Source organism: Verrucomicrobiia bacterium, assembly GCA_036268055.1.
Taxonomy (GTDB): domain Bacteria; phylum Verrucomicrobiota; class Verrucomicrobiia; order Limisphaerales; family Pedosphaeraceae; genus DATAUW01.
This window is the reverse complement of sequence record DATAUW010000005.1, coordinates 79,938-95,488: the sequence shown is the minus strand read 5'-3', so window position 1 is coordinate 95,488 and position 15,551 is coordinate 79,938. Positions and strand designations below refer to the sequence as shown.

19 protein-coding genes are annotated in these 15,551 nt (G+C 55.6%); 10 read left to right on the top strand and 9 right to left on the bottom strand.

Annotated elements, in window-relative coordinates; translation table 11 throughout:
- From VH413_02525 to VH413_02510, 4 genes are all read left to right on the top strand, one after another.
- Entirely contained in the window at nucleotides 1-279 is a 279-nt protein-coding gene (locus tag VH413_02525) for a EutN/CcmL family microcompartment protein (protein ID HEX3797551.1), read from the top strand.
- 19 nt (nucleotides 280-298) lie between these two features.
- Nucleotides 299-604, top strand: a complete 306-nt coding sequence (locus tag VH413_02520) for a EutN/CcmL family microcompartment protein (protein ID HEX3797550.1) — start codon at nucleotides 299-301, stop codon at nucleotides 602-604.
- Nucleotides 601-1,683: a class II aldolase/adducin family protein gene (locus VH413_02515; protein ID HEX3797549.1), complete on the top strand. Its 1,083-nt coding sequence runs from the start codon at nucleotides 601-603 to the stop codon at nucleotides 1,681-1,683. The genes VH413_02520 and VH413_02515 overlap by 4 nt, the downstream gene beginning before the upstream one ends.
- Before the next feature lie 340 nt (nucleotides 1,684-2,023).
- Nucleotides 2,024-3,115, top strand: coding sequence for a hybrid sensor histidine kinase/response regulator (locus tag VH413_02510; protein ID HEX3797548.1), 1,092 nt, complete (start codon nucleotides 2,024-2,026; stop codon nucleotides 3,113-3,115).
- A gap of 14 nt (nucleotides 3,116-3,129) precedes the next feature.
- Here VH413_02510 and VH413_02505 read toward each other — a convergent pair whose 3' ends face one another.
- The 6 genes from VH413_02505 to VH413_02480 all read right to left on the bottom strand — a co-directional run bounded on the left by VH413_02505 (nucleotide 3,130) and on the right by VH413_02480 (nucleotide 8,106).
- The gene (locus VH413_02505) at nucleotides 3,130-3,984 is read right to left on the bottom strand and encodes a hypothetical protein (GenBank protein ID HEX3797547.1); all 855 of its coding nucleotides are present in this window, start codon (nucleotides 3,982-3,984) and stop codon (nucleotides 3,130-3,132) included.
- A 90-nt stretch (nucleotides 3,985-4,074) separates the two neighbouring features.
- On the bottom strand, nucleotides 4,075-4,965 hold the full coding sequence (gene sucD, locus VH413_02500; protein ID HEX3797546.1) for a succinate--CoA ligase subunit alpha: 891 nt from the start codon (nucleotides 4,963-4,965) through the stop codon (nucleotides 4,075-4,077).
- Between the two features lie 16 nt (nucleotides 4,966-4,981).
- On the bottom strand, nucleotides 4,982-5,251 hold the full coding sequence (locus VH413_02495; protein HEX3797545.1) for a hypothetical protein: 270 nt from the start codon (nucleotides 5,249-5,251) through the stop codon (nucleotides 4,982-4,984).
- Between the two features lie 2 nt (nucleotides 5,252-5,253).
- On the bottom strand, nucleotides 5,254-5,622 hold the full coding sequence (locus VH413_02490; GenBank protein HEX3797544.1) for a VOC family protein: 369 nt from the start codon (nucleotides 5,620-5,622) through the stop codon (nucleotides 5,254-5,256).
- A 24-nt stretch (nucleotides 5,623-5,646) separates the two neighbouring features.
- On the bottom strand, nucleotides 5,647-6,852 hold the full coding sequence (sucC, locus tag VH413_02485) for an ADP-forming succinate--CoA ligase subunit beta (protein ID HEX3797543.1): 1,206 nt from the start codon (nucleotides 6,850-6,852) through the stop codon (nucleotides 5,647-5,649).
- Between the two features lie 117 nt (nucleotides 6,853-6,969).
- Nucleotides 6,970-8,106, bottom strand: coding sequence for a citrate synthase (locus VH413_02480; GenBank protein ID HEX3797542.1), 1,137 nt, complete (start codon nucleotides 8,104-8,106; stop codon nucleotides 6,970-6,972).
- 444 nt (nucleotides 8,107-8,550) lie between these two features.
- On the opposite strand from VH413_02480, the gene VH413_02475 reads away from it, so the two are divergent.
- On the top strand, nucleotides 8,551-9,573 hold the full coding sequence (locus VH413_02475; protein HEX3797541.1) for an N-acetylmuramoyl-L-alanine amidase: 1,023 nt from the start codon (nucleotides 8,551-8,553) through the stop codon (nucleotides 9,571-9,573).
- Between the two features lie 21 nt (nucleotides 9,574-9,594).
- Here the strand turns inward: VH413_02475 and VH413_02470 are convergent, their stop codons facing one another.
- On the bottom strand, nucleotides 9,595-9,837 hold the full coding sequence (locus tag VH413_02470) for a hypothetical protein (protein HEX3797540.1): 243 nt from the start codon (nucleotides 9,835-9,837) through the stop codon (nucleotides 9,595-9,597).
- A gap of 265 nt (nucleotides 9,838-10,102) precedes the next feature.
- Here VH413_02470 and VH413_02465 point away from each other — a divergent pair, with 265 nt between their 5' ends.
- Nucleotides 10,103-10,636, top strand: coding sequence for a cob(I)yrinic acid a,c-diamide adenosyltransferase (locus tag VH413_02465; protein ID HEX3797539.1), 534 nt, complete (start codon nucleotides 10,103-10,105; stop codon nucleotides 10,634-10,636).
- Between the two features lie 24 nt (nucleotides 10,637-10,660).
- Here the strand turns inward: VH413_02465 and queA are convergent, their stop codons facing one another.
- Both queA and VH413_02455 read right to left on the bottom strand, forming a co-directional pair.
- A complete protein-coding gene (gene queA, locus VH413_02460; protein HEX3797538.1) occupies nucleotides 10,661-11,737 on the bottom strand; it encodes a tRNA preQ1(34) S-adenosylmethionine ribosyltransferase-isomerase QueA in 1,077 nt (358 codons plus the stop codon).
- 79 nt (nucleotides 11,738-11,816) lie between these two features.
- On the bottom strand, nucleotides 11,817-12,572 hold the full coding sequence (locus VH413_02455) for a type II secretion system protein (protein ID HEX3797537.1): 756 nt from the start codon (nucleotides 12,570-12,572) through the stop codon (nucleotides 11,817-11,819).
- 408 nt (nucleotides 12,573-12,980) lie between these two features.
- On the opposite strand from VH413_02455, the gene VH413_02450 reads away from it, so the two are divergent.
- Genes VH413_02450 through VH413_02435 form a run of 4 tightly spaced genes read left to right on the top strand, consistent with a single transcriptional unit; the run spans nucleotide 12,981 to nucleotide 15,525 of the window.
- Nucleotides 12,981-13,448: a hypothetical protein gene (locus VH413_02450; GenBank protein HEX3797536.1), complete on the top strand. Its 468-nt coding sequence runs from the start codon at nucleotides 12,981-12,983 to the stop codon at nucleotides 13,446-13,448.
- A 6-nt stretch (nucleotides 13,449-13,454) separates the two neighbouring features.
- Complete coding sequence (locus VH413_02445; GenBank protein HEX3797535.1) at nucleotides 13,455-14,198, top strand: hypothetical protein; 744 nt, start codon at nucleotides 13,455-13,457, stop codon at nucleotides 14,196-14,198.
- Nucleotides 14,199-14,210: 12 nt separating this feature from the next.
- On the top strand, nucleotides 14,211-15,140 hold the full coding sequence (gene rsmH, locus VH413_02440) for a 16S rRNA (cytosine(1402)-N(4))-methyltransferase RsmH (protein ID HEX3797534.1): 930 nt from the start codon (nucleotides 14,211-14,213) through the stop codon (nucleotides 15,138-15,140).
- Between the two features lies 1 nt (nucleotide 15,141).
- Nucleotides 15,142-15,525: a septum formation initiator family protein gene (locus tag VH413_02435; protein ID HEX3797533.1), complete on the top strand. Its 384-nt coding sequence runs from the start codon at nucleotides 15,142-15,144 to the stop codon at nucleotides 15,523-15,525.
- The last annotated feature ends 26 nt before the right edge of the window (nucleotides 15,526-15,551 follow it).

Genomic DNA, 15,551 nt, shown 5'->3' with positions numbered 1-15,551 from the left:
ATGTTATTGGCGCGGGTTGAAGGCAATGTCACGGCGACCCGGAAACATCCGAGTTTTACGGGATGGCGTTTCGTGATTTGCCAGCCGATCAACAACGCGGGCGAGCCGGAAGGCGCGCCGCAGGTGGCGATTGATTGTCATGGCGCGGGCATGCACCAGCGCGTGGTGATTTCTTCGGACGGTTCGGCAGCCCGCAAAGCCATGGGCGACGATAAAAGCCCGGCGCGTTGGATGGTACTGGGCGTGGTGGATGAAATCGAACCGGGCGTTCCGGTTTGACAAAAATTTTTACGACGAAATGAAACTGGGTTCCGTGATTGGCCGGGTGACGTTGAGCAAGACGCTGGAATCGCTCGAAGGCGGGCGCTGGCTGATCGTTTCGCCATTCACGCGCGAGCATTATCAGAACGGCACGGAGACGCCCGCGGGTTTGAGCAAAGATCCGAGCCTGGTGGTGTATGACGATTTGGGCGGCGGCGTGGGACAGACAATCGGTTATGTCGAGGGCCGCGAGGCGGCGCAACCGCTGGCGAAATTGGCGCCCATTGACGCGATCAACGCGGCGCTGGTGGACGAAATTTTTTACAATCCTTTTAATAAATGAGAACTGTCATTAGTGCGCGGGACATCGAGCAATTACTGAATAGCGGCGGCGACCTGAACAGCCTGCCGGAAGATGCGATCATCACGCCGTCGGCGCAGGACTTGTTGCGCGACATCGAAAATCGCCGCGTCATCAAGACGAATGGCGAGGCGGCGGCTTCGTCTGCCGTCGCGCCAAAATTAAATGGAGAGGTGTCTGCTCCGGGAAAAACTTTGACTTCAAAAAGTTCGAAGAGCGAACTCGAAGCGTTTTTTAATTCGCCATATTGCCAATCGTTGAAAGAACAGCTTTGTGATATTGGCCGCCGCTTGTGGCAGCGCGAATATGTGGACGGCAATGGCGGCAACATCGCGATTCGCGTAGGCGAAGACATCGCGCTTTGCACCCCGACGCTGGTGAGCAAGGGCTTCATGAAGCCGGAAGACATGTGCCTCGTGGATTTTGAGGGCAATCAATATTGCGGCGTGAAAAAGCGCACCAGCGAAATCCTGATGCACTTGCAAATCATGAAGCGGCAGCCGCGCGCGGTGGCGACGGTGCATTGTCATCCGCCGTACAGCACGGGCTTCGCGGTTGCGGGCATCAATCCGCCGACGTGCATGATTCCGGAGTATGAAGTTTTTTCGTCGGTGGCGATCGCGCCGTACCGCACGCCCGGCACACCCGAGATGGGCAAGCTGGTCGCGGAACTCGTGGACAAACACAACACGATTTTGATGGCGAACCACGGCGTGGTTTCGTGGAGTCACAACAATGTCGAGGACGCGTATTTCAAAATGGAAATTTTGGAAGCGTATTGCCGCACCGTGCTCGTGACGGCGCAACTCGGACGTCCGGCAAAAACGATGACGGCAGCGCAACTCCAGGATTTGCTAAAGATCAAACAGAGTCTTGGCATTCCCGACCCGCGTCACGGACTCAAGGAATGTGAATTGTGCGATAACGATGAATGGCGTCCGGGCGTGGCATGCGCGCTGACGCAAACATCGTCCAAGGGAAGCGGTTCGCCGAGTTTTGATGCCGATGCGGAAGCGGCGGTGCAGGCGATCACGGACCAGATCATGTCGCAGTTGAAGTAAGCAGGTTCGCGGCGGCCAGGTTAATTTTTAAAAGGCGATTTCACATTTCGCGCCACGGAATTCCAACGAATCCGGGCGCGAAATTTTTTGTATCAAGGTGGGACAAGAATGCACCAGTTATGGACATAGAGTTACGCCAGTAACTACAAAGATTTATAAGTGCTCGACAAGGCGGAGGCGGATTTATACTTTTGGGAAAGAGCTTGAAGGTTGCCGGTTTTGCGACATGTTATGCTCGTGAACCAGCGCGGGGCGGGTGAGTCATCATAAGTGACGTCTCCGGCGTGGAAATTGCGTTGTCTGGCAGCCGATAAATTTTAATAACGTCCGAGAAAGAGCGATGAAAAAAGTCCTCGTCATAGATGATGAAGAGTGGTTGAGGGAGATGATCCAACTGGCGCTCCGCCAAAAGGGTTATGAAGTTGTTGAGGCCGAAAACGGCGAGGTAGGCATTGAAAAAGCCCAAAAAACTTTGCCGGACATCATTCTTTGCGACGTCAACATGGGCAAGGTGGACGGTTACCTGACACTTTCATCGCTGCGCAGCCAGCCAGCGACGGCGGCGATTCCTTTTATTTTAATGACGGGCCTGGCCGACAACGCGGGCATGCGCCACGGCATGGAACTGGGCGCGGACGATTATCTCGCGAAACCTTTCACCATTGAGGCGCTCTATGGCGCAGTCGAAGCGCGGTTGAAAAAATCCCAGGCGTTGCGCGATGAAGCGGAGAAAAAAATGGCTGACTTGCGCGACAACATCAGCTTGATGTTGCCTCACGAATTGCGCACGCCCCTGAACGGAATTCTGGCTTATGGCGAAATCCTTTCGACGGACGCCGCGACTTTGCCGCCGGCGGAAATCGCTGAGATGGGACAAATCATCCACGAATCCGGCAAACGCCTTGAGCGATTGATCGAGAACTTTTTGATTTATTCGCAGATTGAATTGCTTGGAGCAGACCCATTGCGCATCGCCGCTTTGCGGAAAAAACAAACGACGTCGCCAAAGAAAATCGTGGAAGCCAGTGCGATGAGCCAGGCGGACTCGGTCGGACGCACACAGGATCTGAAGCTCTATTTGCAGGACAAGCCCGTGGCGATCTCCGAGGAATATCTCACCAAGATCGTGGATGAATTGACTCACAATGCTTTTAAGTTTTCAAATGGCGGCACCCAGGTCGTGATCACGATGGCGCCTTCAGACAAGGAATTGACCTTGAACATTGCCGATCGTGGGCGCGGGATGCATCCGGATCATATCCGAAAACTGGGCGCTTACATGCAATTCGACCGCAAGCAACACGAGCAGCAGGGGCTCGGGTTGGGATTGGTGATTTCAAAACGGTTGACGGAATTGCACGGGGGCAGCCTTGCGCTTGAAAGCGAACTCGGCGCGGGGACGACGGTGGTGGTGAAATTACCGCTGGCGTGATTCGCCGGCCGTTTTTAAAACGGCAGCAGATGATAGAAGCGCGGCGGCAGCCACACGGTCAGGCGGGAAAAAGTTTCGCAGACTAAAAACACCAGCGCGATCCCGATCACCGGGACGAAATCCATCTTGCCCAAACGCAACGGGAGCCAGCGCAGGAGGAACAACATATTGCGAGCGGTGGCATTGATGAAATTCCAAAACGAATGGTTGCCGAGATAGACGTAACTATTGAGCAGATGGAGCAGGAGGACACCCACCACGAGAAATTTCCAGGCGAGATAGGCGGCGAGGCCGATGATCGCGGATTGGCGGAAGAGTTGCGCGGTGGATTTGATGCCGGGGGTTATGTCCAGAAAGGCGAGCAATGGGTGGAACGAAACCCAAAAGAGCGCGCCGAATAAAAATGGCAGAAGGAGTTTGATAGGCGCGGGCCAGCGCTCCAGCCAGCGGAAATGGAGGCGCACTAATTTTTGAAGCGGATCCTTGTCGGGCACGCTGGTGTTCACGACAGACAGGAGGACGAGCCAGAAATAAAATGTCGCGAGCGCAAAGAGGAAACTCATCACCGAGAACAACAGGACGTGGGTGAAAAAATCTCCGCGAAAAGAAAGCACGATGACGCCCAGGCTCAAGGTCGGCGACCAATGCACCGTCGGGCTAAGTTGCCAATAAATGACGGCGCGAAAACCCAGAAGCAGCACGAGGCCAACCAGTGATTTCCAGCGGCGCGGTCCGGAAGAATCGGCTTTTTTCAAGGTGCCGATGAGCGACGCCGCCGAAGCCCGCGCCAATGGGTCCGAGTGGATCGAAAGCCAATTCAACCAGAGCAGCAGGGCTGCCAGGTTTAAAATGAAATCAAGAAGCGCCATTGCCCTCGAAGGTTGCGGCCATGCACCAAAGAGCAAGAAATCGAACGCGCTGTCAAGCCATCACGCGCGCAACTCGAACGCATCGCGCGGCTACATCATTTTGAGCAGCGTGTCCGCCATTTCGGAAGGTGTGGCGGCGATGCCGATGCCCGCGTCGCGAAAGGCCGCGATCTTGGCGGCTGCGGTGCCTTTGCCGCCGCTAACAATCGCGCCGGCGTGGCCCATGCGGCGTCCGGGTGGCGCAGTCGCGCCCGCGATGAAACCGGCGACGGGTTTTTTGCAATTCAACTTGATCCATTCGGCCGCTTCTTCTTCAGCGGAACCGCCGATTTCACCGATCATGATGATGCCGGTGGTTTCGGGGTCGTCGTTGAACATCTTAATGATGTCGAGGTGCGAAGTGCCGTTGACGGGATCGCCGCCGATGCCGACGCAGGTGGATTGGCCGACACCGCGACAGGTGAGTTGCCAGACTGCTTCGTAGGTCAACGTGCCGCTGCGGGAGACGACGCCGATATTTCCTTTTTTATGAATGTAGCCGGGCGCAATGCCGATGCGGCAGCCGCCGTGAGAATCTTTGCCCGTGCCGGGTGTGACGACGCCGGGGCAGTTGGGGCCGATGAGGCGGGTTTTCCGGCCGAGCATGGCGCGTTTTACTTTCACCATGTCGTTGACGGGAATGCCTTCGGTGATGCAGACGGCGAGATCGAGGTTGGCGTCAACGGCTTCAAGGATGGCGTCGGCGGCGAAGGGCGGGGGGACAAAAATCGCGGAGACGGTCGCGCCGGTTTGTTTCGCGGCTTCGGCGACGGTATCGAAGATGGGGACGGTGTTTTCAAAAAGTTGGCCGCCTTTTCCGGGCGTGACACCGGCGACGACTTTCGTGCCGTAAGCAAGGCTGAGTTGGGTGTGGCGCGCGCCAAAGCTGCCGGTGATGCCTTGGACGAGGATTTTGGTTTCGGGGGTGATGAGGATGGACATGGAAAAAAATTAATTGTTAAATTTTTGACTGAAGATTTCGATTGGCTTCGACTCGATTCACAAATTCACGGCCTCGTTGCATAAAGTTAAAAAACTCTTCGCGTTGCAGAAAGTCGTTCAATATTTGATCGTGTTTTACCATGCGTTCCCAAGGCGATAGTTTGAGATTGTCTTCAAGCTCAGCCATATCCATCCCGGACTCAAACGCTTCATGCCATGACGGACCAGCGTTGGCTGGGCACACATAAGGCCGACTCGGCTTCCAAAGGGGAAAATTATAATTCACGCTCACGATTTTTTCCGTTTATGAATGCAAACGCTGTTGCCATCCGGATCGAAGAACATGGCCATTTGGCAGACGGGGGTGTCCATGGGTTCGATGCGGAATTTTACGTTGTTCGCGCGGAGTTGGGCGGTGGCGGCAGCGAAATCCTCGACTTCGAGGGCGACGGAGCAGCCATCAGGGCTGGGCTTGAACATGGGCGACGAGCCGAGAGCGAGCGCGTGAGGACCGATTTCGTACTCAACCCAGTGACCGTGTTCGGAATCGTGGACGGTCGTGGGCTTGAGACCGAGCACGCCTTCATAAAATTTGCGGGCGCGCGGCATGTCGGTGACGGCGTAGCAACTAAAGGCGATTTCGGTGATCTTCAGCATAAAATCTATGGGAGTTTTAAATTATTATTTCCCAACGGCTTTCACAACTTTTTGCGCCGCGTCGGCCATGGAATCGCCGCTGATGATGGTCAAGCCAGATTCGGCGAGGGTTTTTTTCCCGGCGGCGACGTTGTTGCCTTCGAGGCGGACGACGAGCGGGAGTTTCAAACCGGTTTCGCGGACGGCGGCGACGATGCCGGTGGCGATGATATTGCAATCCATGATGCCGCCGAAAATATTCACCATGATGCCTTTGACGTTGGCATCACTGAGGATGATGCGGAAGGCCGCGGTGACCTGGTCTTTGCTCGCGCCGCCGCCGACGTCGAGGAAGTTTGCCGGGCTGCCCCCGAAATGCTGGATGATGTCCATGGTGGCCATCGCGAGGCCGGCGCCGTTGACGAGGCAGGCGATGTTGCCGTCGAGCTTGATATAATTGAGGCTGAACTTGCTCGCCTCAGTTTCGAGCGGCGCTTCCTCGGCGAGGTCGCGCATGTCCATGATATTTTTGTGGCGATAGAGCGCGTTGTCGTCGAGGCCGATTTTGGCGTCCACGGCGGAGAGGGTGTCTTTGCCGTCCGGGCCTTCGACGATGCACAGCGGATTGATCTCCACCATCGCGGCATCGCATTCCCACCAGGTTTTGTAAACGCCCATGAGCAGCTTCGCGCCTTGAGCGATCAAATCGCCTTTGAGTCCGAGCGCCACGGCAAGTTTGCGGCCCTGGTAGGCCATCATGCCGACGGCGGGGTCAATGGTTTCCTTGACGATTTTTTCCGGTGTCTTTTCGGCAACTTCCTCGATGTCCACACCGCCCTCGGTGCTGACCATGATCAAGGGCCGCGACGTCGCGCGATCCAGCAAGACCGCGAGATAAAGTTCCTTCTTGATGGCGGGCGCACCGGCGACAAGCAGTTTGCTGACGAGCCGTCCTTCGGCGCCGGTCTGTTTGGTCACGAGCACCTGGCCGAGCATGGCCTTGGCTTTTTCGTAAACGTCATCCGCGGTTTTGCACAATTTCACGCCGCCCTGGAATCCGCTTTTGAAAGTGCCTTTGCCGCGTCCGCCCGCGTGGATCTGCGATTTCACCACCACAAGTTTTTCGCCCTTGGCAAAAAGTTTTTCCGAAATCGCTTTGGCTTCTTCGGCGGTGCTGCAGACGTCGCCCGCGGGCACGGCCACGCCGTATTGAGCGAGGAGTTGTTTGGCTTGATATTCGTGAATATTCATCAAAAAGGAGTTTAGGGGGTGAGGCGTGAGGTTAAAAGATTTTATTGGCTGACAAGCCGGACAAAAGTCCAAAGCTCAAAACAGATTTGAACTTTAGACTCGAAGATCAGCCGCGAATTATCGTTTGTCAATCGGCACGACTTTCAAACCGGTCGGTCCGATGTAAACGCTTTGCGGGCGGATGAGGCGATTGTCGGCAAGCTGTTCGAGCACTTGCGCGGTCCAGCCGGAGACGCGCGAGATCGCGAAGATGGGCGTGAACAAATCGGTCGGGATGCCGAGCGAGAAATAAACGGTGGCGGAATAGAAATCCACGTTCGCGTGGAGATGTTTTTTCTCGAGCATCAGCGCGGCGATGCGTTCGCTCATCTGGATCCACTTGGGTTCGCCGAGTTGCGCGCTCAATATTTGCGCCATGCGCTTGAGATGGGGCGCGCGCGGGTCGAGTGTTTTGTAAACGCGATGGCCGATGCCCATGATTTTTTTCTTTTGCTCAAGGCATTCAGCGACGTAGTCATCCACGCGGTCGAGCGAGCCGATTTCCTGGAGCATCTTGATCACGCCTTCGTTGGCGCCGCCGTGCAAGGGACCTTTGAGCGTGCCGATGGCGGTGGTGATCGCGGAATACATGTCGCTCAAGGTGGCGATGGTCACGCGCGCGCTGAAGGTCGAGGCGTTCATGCCGTGGTCCGCGTGGAGGACGTAGCACATGTCCAGGGTTTTCTCTTTTTCGGCGGAAGGTTTCACGCCGTCAATGAGGTAAAGGAAGTTCGCGGCTTCACCGAGCGTGGGGTCGGGCGGGAGCAAGGGTTTGCCCTGGCGCGCGCAATGAAAATAGGCGGTCACGATGGGCATGCGCGCGATCAGGCGAATCGCCTTTTGCCGTTGCGCATCCATCGAGTCGTCGTCGGAAGTGGTGTCGAAACAGCCGAGCGCGGAAATCGCGGTGCGGATGGCGTGCATCGGGGGCGTGTCCTTCGGCAAAAGCTTGATGATTTGAATGACTCCGGCGGGCAATTCACGCGCGGCGGCGAGGCGCTCTTTGAGGTCCTGCAATTCTTTGCGATTGGGAAGATGCGCGTGGTGCAGCAAATAGATGACTTCTTCAAACGTGACGTTGCCGGCAAGTTCATCAATATCGTAGCCGCAATAAATCAAGCGGCCGGCTTCGCCCTGGACGTCGCTGAGCCGTGAAATCGCGGCGACGACGCCTTCGAGACCTTTAGCGGGAGAGGGTACGGCGGGTGTGGTCATGGATTTTATTAATCGTTTTTAAACAGCGAAATTTCGTAAAAAAATTTAAGAAGTCAATCTAAGTAACGTCTTAGGATGCGTCAACGGAATTCACGAATTTTGGCAGCGGCGTATCTATTTGGGAAAATAACTTGATGGCGCATAAGCGCCAATCCGTAGAGAGCACGGGTCTGCGACCCGCGGCGACCCGCGCGAAGATTGCCGCTTTCGATTGGGCAGGAATTTTGAAACTATAATCCCAGCTTTTGCGATGATGCGGCGCGGATGGACTCACGCGGGTCGGGGGACTAAGTCGAATGCGGCTTGACCTTATGAACCTTGCTGCGGGTCATATACCCGCGATCCGTTAAGATGGCGTTTTTTAGCGGTTTATGATTGCGCGAGTGCGCCAGGCAACGTGAAAATAACTTGTATCCCTCGTTGACCAACTGCAAATTGCCGACAATGAAGGCCGCAGTTATTTTGTCTTTGCTGCTCGCGAGCGCGAGTGCGCAAGCGGCGGCAATGTCCCCCAGCGCAAAACCCCGAGCCACTCACGTCGAAATTTCCGGGCGCAATTATGCGCGCCTGAATGAATGGGCGCGGGTCAATAATTTCTCTGTTCAATGGTCGAAAGCGGGCGATGAAATCCAGCTTAGTAATCATCTAACACGTTTGCTTTTTCGCAAAGATTCCCGTGAGGCACAGGTCAACGGCATCGGTGTCTGCCTGTCGTATCCGATGCTGGTGCGTGACGGCGCGGGATGCATCGCACAAGTGGATTTGGAGACGGCCGTAGCGCCGGTGCTTTACCCGTCAAAAAATTTGCGGCCCGGCGCGGTAAAAAATATTGTCATTGATCCTGGCCACGGCGGCAAAGATCCGGGAAATCAACTGGGTTCGCATCAGGAGAAAAAATACACGCTTCTTTTAGCCGAAGAAGTCGCCAGGCAATTAAGCCGCGCGGGATTTAAAACATCTCTCACCCGCACCACCGATACGTTCATTGATTTGCCGGTGCGGCCGGACATTGCGCGGCGGCGCGGCGCGGATTTGTTCATCAGCCTTCACTGGAACGAACTTCCGGGAAATAGTTCCGTTTCCGGCGCGCAAACTTTTTGCATGACGCCGGTGGGCGCGAGTTCCAGCAATGCCGGTGGCGAAGTCATCGGCGCGAGTCGCAAAGTGGGGAATCGCAACGATGAAAAAAACATGCTGCTGGCGTATGAATTGCAGCATTCGCTCATCCAACATTTGAATGTGGAAGATCGCGGGGTGCGGCGCGCGCGGTTTGAAGTGTTGCGCGACGCGGAGATGCCAGCGGTGTTGATCGAGGGAGGTTTTATGTCCAATCCGTCAGATGCCCGCCGCATTTACGACGCGAATTTTCGGACACAGATGGCGCAGGCGATTGTTGCGGGCGTGATCGCGTACAAAGACAAAGTGGAGCAACCGCAACCGGTGAAGCGTCCTCAAACTTCTCACTAGAAAAATTTGTGATGGCGAATATCAATCGCCTTTTGATTTCCCGCCACCGCCGCGTTTTCCGCCGCCCACCGTAAGAATTGTTCCCGTCAAAACGCCCACCGCGAAAAATCCAAAATACATGAGCGCGGCGGGTTGGCTGATGGTTTTCGTGAGCAGCGGTGGCAGCGTGAAAGTGATCGTCGTTTGATTGTGCATACCCATCAACACGAGCAGGAGCAGCACAACGATGAGAAAAATGGTTTTGAGAATTACCTTTGCGTTCATAGGTCAACGGAGCTGAGGCTAGGGAAGGGGACGCGGAGCGTCAATGGCGGTGTTGACTAGGACGAGTCGTGGCGTGACAATTTCGAAACGGACCGCGGGTCTTTGGCCCGCAGCAGTGCGAAATGGGAAAGCCGTGTCAGGTTTGATGAGGATTTTGGGAAAACTTTTGGAGCGGAAGCTTTGGTTGTTTTCACGCCGCGGATGAGGCGCGGGCGGCACGATTGGCGGGAGTTGCTGCGCGCGGTCCATCAGGAAGAATTTTGCGATGAGTATTGTTACCAAAACAGGCGATGAAGGGACGACGGGATTGATGTATAACCGGCGGGTCTCGAAGTGTCATCCGCGCGTCGAAGCTTACGGCTGCGTGGATGAATTGAATACCGCGCTCGGCATGGCCCGCGCCACCACGGAACATGACTTCATTCGCGAAACCATCTTGAGCGTGCAAAAGGATTTGGTCGTGTTGATGGGGGAATTGGCCACGTCGGTCGAGCATCTTTCGCGTTATGTGCAGGACGGTTATTCTCTCGTCACCCCCGAAATGACCGTGAAGCTTGATCAAGTGGTGGCTGAAATCGAAGCGCAGAAGGTGACGTTCAAAGGCTGGGCGACGCCGGGTGCATGCGTGAATTCGGCGGCGCTGGATGTCGCACGAACGGTTTGCCGCCGGGCCGAGCGGCGGGTTTGTGAATTGCATGAGTCGAAGCAATTACAGAATTCGCACATCATCGTTTATCTCAATCGCCTGGCGGATTTGCTCTGGCTTCAGGCGCGGTGGGTGGAGACGAAACTTGAGTAAATCCGCGGCGCAATAATTTCTTTCTCAAACGAGCAGCATCGCATCGCCGTAACTGAAAAAACGATAGCGCTCGCGAATCGCTTCCGCATAGGCCGTTAAAACAAATTCGCGTCCGTGACTTTCACCCGGCGCGGCAAAGGCGCTCACGAGCATCAGCAAGGTCGAACGCGGCAAATGAAAATTCGTCAGCAAGGCGTCCACGATGGCAAAGGCGCGCGGCGGATAAATAAAAATGCGCGTGCGTCCGTTTCCCGCGATGAGCCGGCCGTGATGTTGCGCGGCGACACTTTCGAGCACGCGCACACTGGTCGTGCCGACGGCGATGACCCGCCGGCCGTTCGCTTTCGCATCGGTGACGATTTGCGCAGTCTCTTCGCTGACTTCAAAACGCTCCTCGTGCATCGTGTGGGCCTCGAGCGTGTCGGCCTTGACCGGAGCGAAGGTGCCGAGGCCAACGTGAAGCGTTACAAAACAAACCGTCACACCGCGCGCGCGAATTTCGTCGAGCAATTTCGGAGTGAAATGCAAACCGGCAGTTGGCGCGGCCACTGATCCGGCGGGATTCGCGTAAACAGTTTGATAACGGAGCTTGTCGGTAGCAAGTTCGCCGGAATTTTCGCGCGTGATATAAGGAGGCAGCGGGATTTCACCCAAGGTATCGAGGGAATCTCGAATGTCCGCAATACCGGAAAAGCTCAATCGCCGATGTCCTTCATCGTTAACGGCGGTCACAGTTGATCGAATCGAAGTGGAATTACCGGCTGGATCGCGTAAAATGATTTCAGCGCCGATGCGCGCACGTTTTCCGGGCCGTAACATCACCCACCAATCATTGCGGGCATTTTCCTCGAGCAACAAAATTTCGAATTGGCCGCCACTTTTTGCATTCGCTCCGCGCAGGCGGGCGGGAATGACACGGGAATTATTCAGCACAAGGACGTCGCCTGAGCGCAGGAAATCAGTGAAGTCGCGAAAAGTTTTATGTTCGATTTTTCGCGTGTCGCGATGGAGAACCAACAACCGCGACTGATCGCGCTCGGCAACGGGCGTTTGCGCGATCAGCTCAGGCGGCAAAATAAAATCGAAATCTTCGGTGCGCATTTGTGATTAGTAATTGGCGATGCGTGGAGGTATCGCATGAATAGAGTAAGACCCAAGCTATAAGCAAGTATATAGAGAGCTAATCACCACTCCACTTATAATCATAACCCTCCGGAGGATCATAGTAAGCAGATAGAGAGTGGATTCCATCGGGATAGACGGCGGCAACATTCCAATACATTTTAATATAGCTAACATGGCCATCCACAAAACTGACCATGTCCAGAGCGTCATTCACAGCGGGGTTCGCGCTGGCAGGGGCCGCGACGTCGTGCCAGGAATAGGGAAAGAAGCCAGCGGCTTCGAGAATTAAAACAGTTTTAGAGGAATTTTTTACCGTTATCAGACGCTGGCCGCGGAGCCCGTGAAGAACCACCCCGCTCCTGGCGGCGGGGAAATTAGTAATTCCATTAAGTCCATTAAAGGAGTAACTCGTATAATCATACATGGCTTGTTCATGATGGCCTTTAGGCGAATAGGCCCCAGTGGATTCGTCGAAATAAAAGGAGTCGCGAGGACACGTGAAGATACGATCGTGAGAAGTAGATGAGGTCTTTTGATTCACATAGCTGTTGATAAGTTCCCTGTAAGTATTGTAGGAGGCGATGCCGTTGTCCGGCGGGAGATCATTGTGGTCATCCGCGTAGAGATGAGTTGCCAGATTTAGTTGCTTTAGGTTATTCAGGCACGCCGTCCGCGAGGCCCGCGCCCTGGCTCGGGATAGGGCAGGGAAAAGCAACGCCGCCAGAATCGCGATGACCGCGATCACGGCGATCAATTCAATCAGCGAGAACGCCGATTGCCGGGGCGAACGGATGGAAAATAAGCGTTTCACAATCCTTACGGAAGGTGATGGTGATGACGTCTTTGGCATCGGTCAAGGTGAGTTTCTCGGCAGGGAGGAATTGGTGCGAAAATTGAAGTGGGGCGAGTAAGTAAAAAATCCACTGGGAAAAACCCCGGTTTTTTCGTGTCGGTATTTGGCCTACACGGAACGTGAATAGCTGGGGAGATAAAATCCTTCACAGGAAAGAGTGAATTCAAAATGAGCCCGTATTCATTGGGGTTTATCAATTAAAAAATAAGATTGACCCGATTTTGACTTTTCCCCAAAGGATGCCAAAATGTGAATAACTCTTGAATAACATTTATTCGGATTAATTTATTGACAGTTGGTGGGGCAAAATGGCTTAAATAGTCGCGTTGTGGATAACTAAGGGTGAAGTTGTGCCCGATGTGGAAAATGGCCGAAAACGCTATAAATGAAAAAACGCATTACACGGGCACTTTTCGTCATGGCCTCGATGACAAAAGGCGCGTGCAAGTGCCGGCCAGATGGCGTCCCTCGCAGCCCGAGGCGGAGTTGACCCTCATCCCGTGGCCGAGCCGGACGATTCCCGGGGCCGTAAGTCTTTTGGTTTTGCCGCCGAGCCGGATGGCGGCGCTGGCGGAAAAGTTGAGCGCGATGCAGTTGGGCGATCCGCGGGCCGAGGCGCTCCGGCGATTGATCGGCAGCAAGTCGGCAGGTGTCACGGTGGACAAGGCCGGGCGGGTTTGCATTCCCGAGGCGATGGCGAGCCTCGCGGGTTTGAAGAAAGAAGTTGAGTTTGTCGGAATGGTGGACTGTTTCGGGGTCTGGGACCCCGATCGTCACGCGGCAGTGATGCAGGCGGACGAAGCTCTGAGCGGCGACGCAATCGGACTGATCTAAACAACTATGAACTTTTCAAAATTGCTGGCCACGGGAAAAAGCATGATCGGGATGCGCAATACCCACAGCCCTTACCGCATGCGCACGGAGAACCTGCTGCCGAAATTCGAGTCGGCCAAAAATCCTTTCGCACATTCAACGAAGGCGTCGCAAACGGTCGCGCCCGCAAAAACGGATTCGGCAACAATCGTCGCGGCGCCGGAATTGCCAGTGTTGGTGGTCGCGCCTGAGATCAAGCCGGCTCCGACGGTGATGCCAACGGAATTTTTGTTCGATGACCAAGCTCAACCGGCGGTCGTTCCGGTGATTGTTAAAGAGGTTCAAGCAGTGGAATCCGTTCCAGTGGCAAAAGAGGAAGTGGCTTTGAATATGGCTGCGCCGGCCGAGGTTATTCCGCAAACTTTGGAACTTCAACCGGTGGCGAAGGTCGCGCCAGTTGCGCCGGTTACGCCCAAGGCTCCGATGTTTTCGGGGTTGATGAAAAAAGTGAACCCGCTGGCTTATTTGCCTGCGCGGGAAGCGGTTAAGCCTGCGCGTCCTCGGACCGCGGTGCAAACCGAACTTTCATTGGAACGAGTAAAAGTTGTTAGAAACGATTTGAGCGATACTGACCTGGAAGTCATTCCCGCGAAACTGGCGGGGAAACCGGAGAACCCTGCTCCCAGGTTACAACCCGCAGCCAGAACCGAGGAGACGGCGTTGGGCCGGTTGACGTCGCGGTTCTTTGGCGCGGGCCAACCTCAAGTCTGACCAACATGCGCGGTGCCAAACTACAACCACAATCCAGTGATGGTGGCGGAAGTTCTGTCCGCGCTAAGAGTGAAGCCGGGCGGACGGTACGCCGACGGGACGCTCGGTGGGGCTGGACACGCGGCAGCCATTTTGGCAGCGAGCGCGCCGAATGGATGCGTGTCTGGATGCGATCGCGATGGCGTCGCGGTTGAGGCGGCGGCTGAGCGGTTGAAAGATTTTGCGGGGCGTTTTGAGATAGTGCGCGCGAATTTTGCAGAATGGGCGCGATTGTTGGAGCCAGGAAGTTATGACGGCGTGTTGCTGGACCTGGGCGTGAGTTCGCCACAGTTGGACGAGGCGGAGCGGGGGTTCAGCTTTCAGCAGGATGGTCCGCTCGACATGCGCATGGACACGCGGCAGAGCGTCACGGCGGCGGAGCTGGTGAACGGGCTCGAGGCGGATGAGTTGGCGGACATTTTTTTTCAACTCGGCGGCGAGACGCAATCGCGAAGGTTCGCGCGGGCGATCGAGCAAGACCGCAAGCAGCGTCCCTTCACCACGACGAAACAGTTGGCGGATTTGATCGAGCGCCTGGCACCGCGCCACGGAAAACGGACGCATCCGGCCACGCAGGTTTTCCAGGCGTTGCGAATGGCGGTGAACGATGAACTCGGTTCGGTGCGGCGGGGTTTGACAGCGGCGGTGAAAGCGTTGAAGGCGGGCGGGCGGCTCGCGGTCATCACGTTTCATTCGCTGGAAGACAGAGTGGTGAAAGAATTCGGGCGCGAACTTACTCGCGAATATGAATTTGACGGGCCGGTGGACGTGCCGGAATTGCGGCGTCCCCGGAAGGCGGAATTAATTTGGGTGCAGCGCAAGGCAATCAAGCCGGGTGCGGTGGAATTGGCGGAAAATCCTCGCAGCCGGAGCGCGCAGTTGCGGGTGATGGAAAAAATTTAGCATGGCACGGAATCGCAAAAATCAGTCGGCGGCCTTTCTCTTTGGACCGGCGCTCAAGGCGTCGCTCATCTGTTTTTTCATCGTGGTCTGCTGCGTCGGCTATGTCTGGCAGAAAAAACAGATCGCCGAACTTTCGCAGCAGATCCGCACCGGTGAGCGGCACCTCACGGATGTGCGCGACAAAAATGAAAAGTTGAAACGCCAACTGGCCACTCTCCTTTCGCCGGCGTCCCTCGAGGCGCGCGCGAGAGAATTGAAACTCGGCCTTGGCCCGCCCCAGCCCAATCAAATCTGGCGCCTGACCGAAACCGTGAATGAACCGGCACCCGCGACGCGCGAAGCCGAATTCATCCCCGGAAAAACCCAGATGCTGGGCATGCCGTGAGGCAACGATTTTTTTACCGCCGCCCG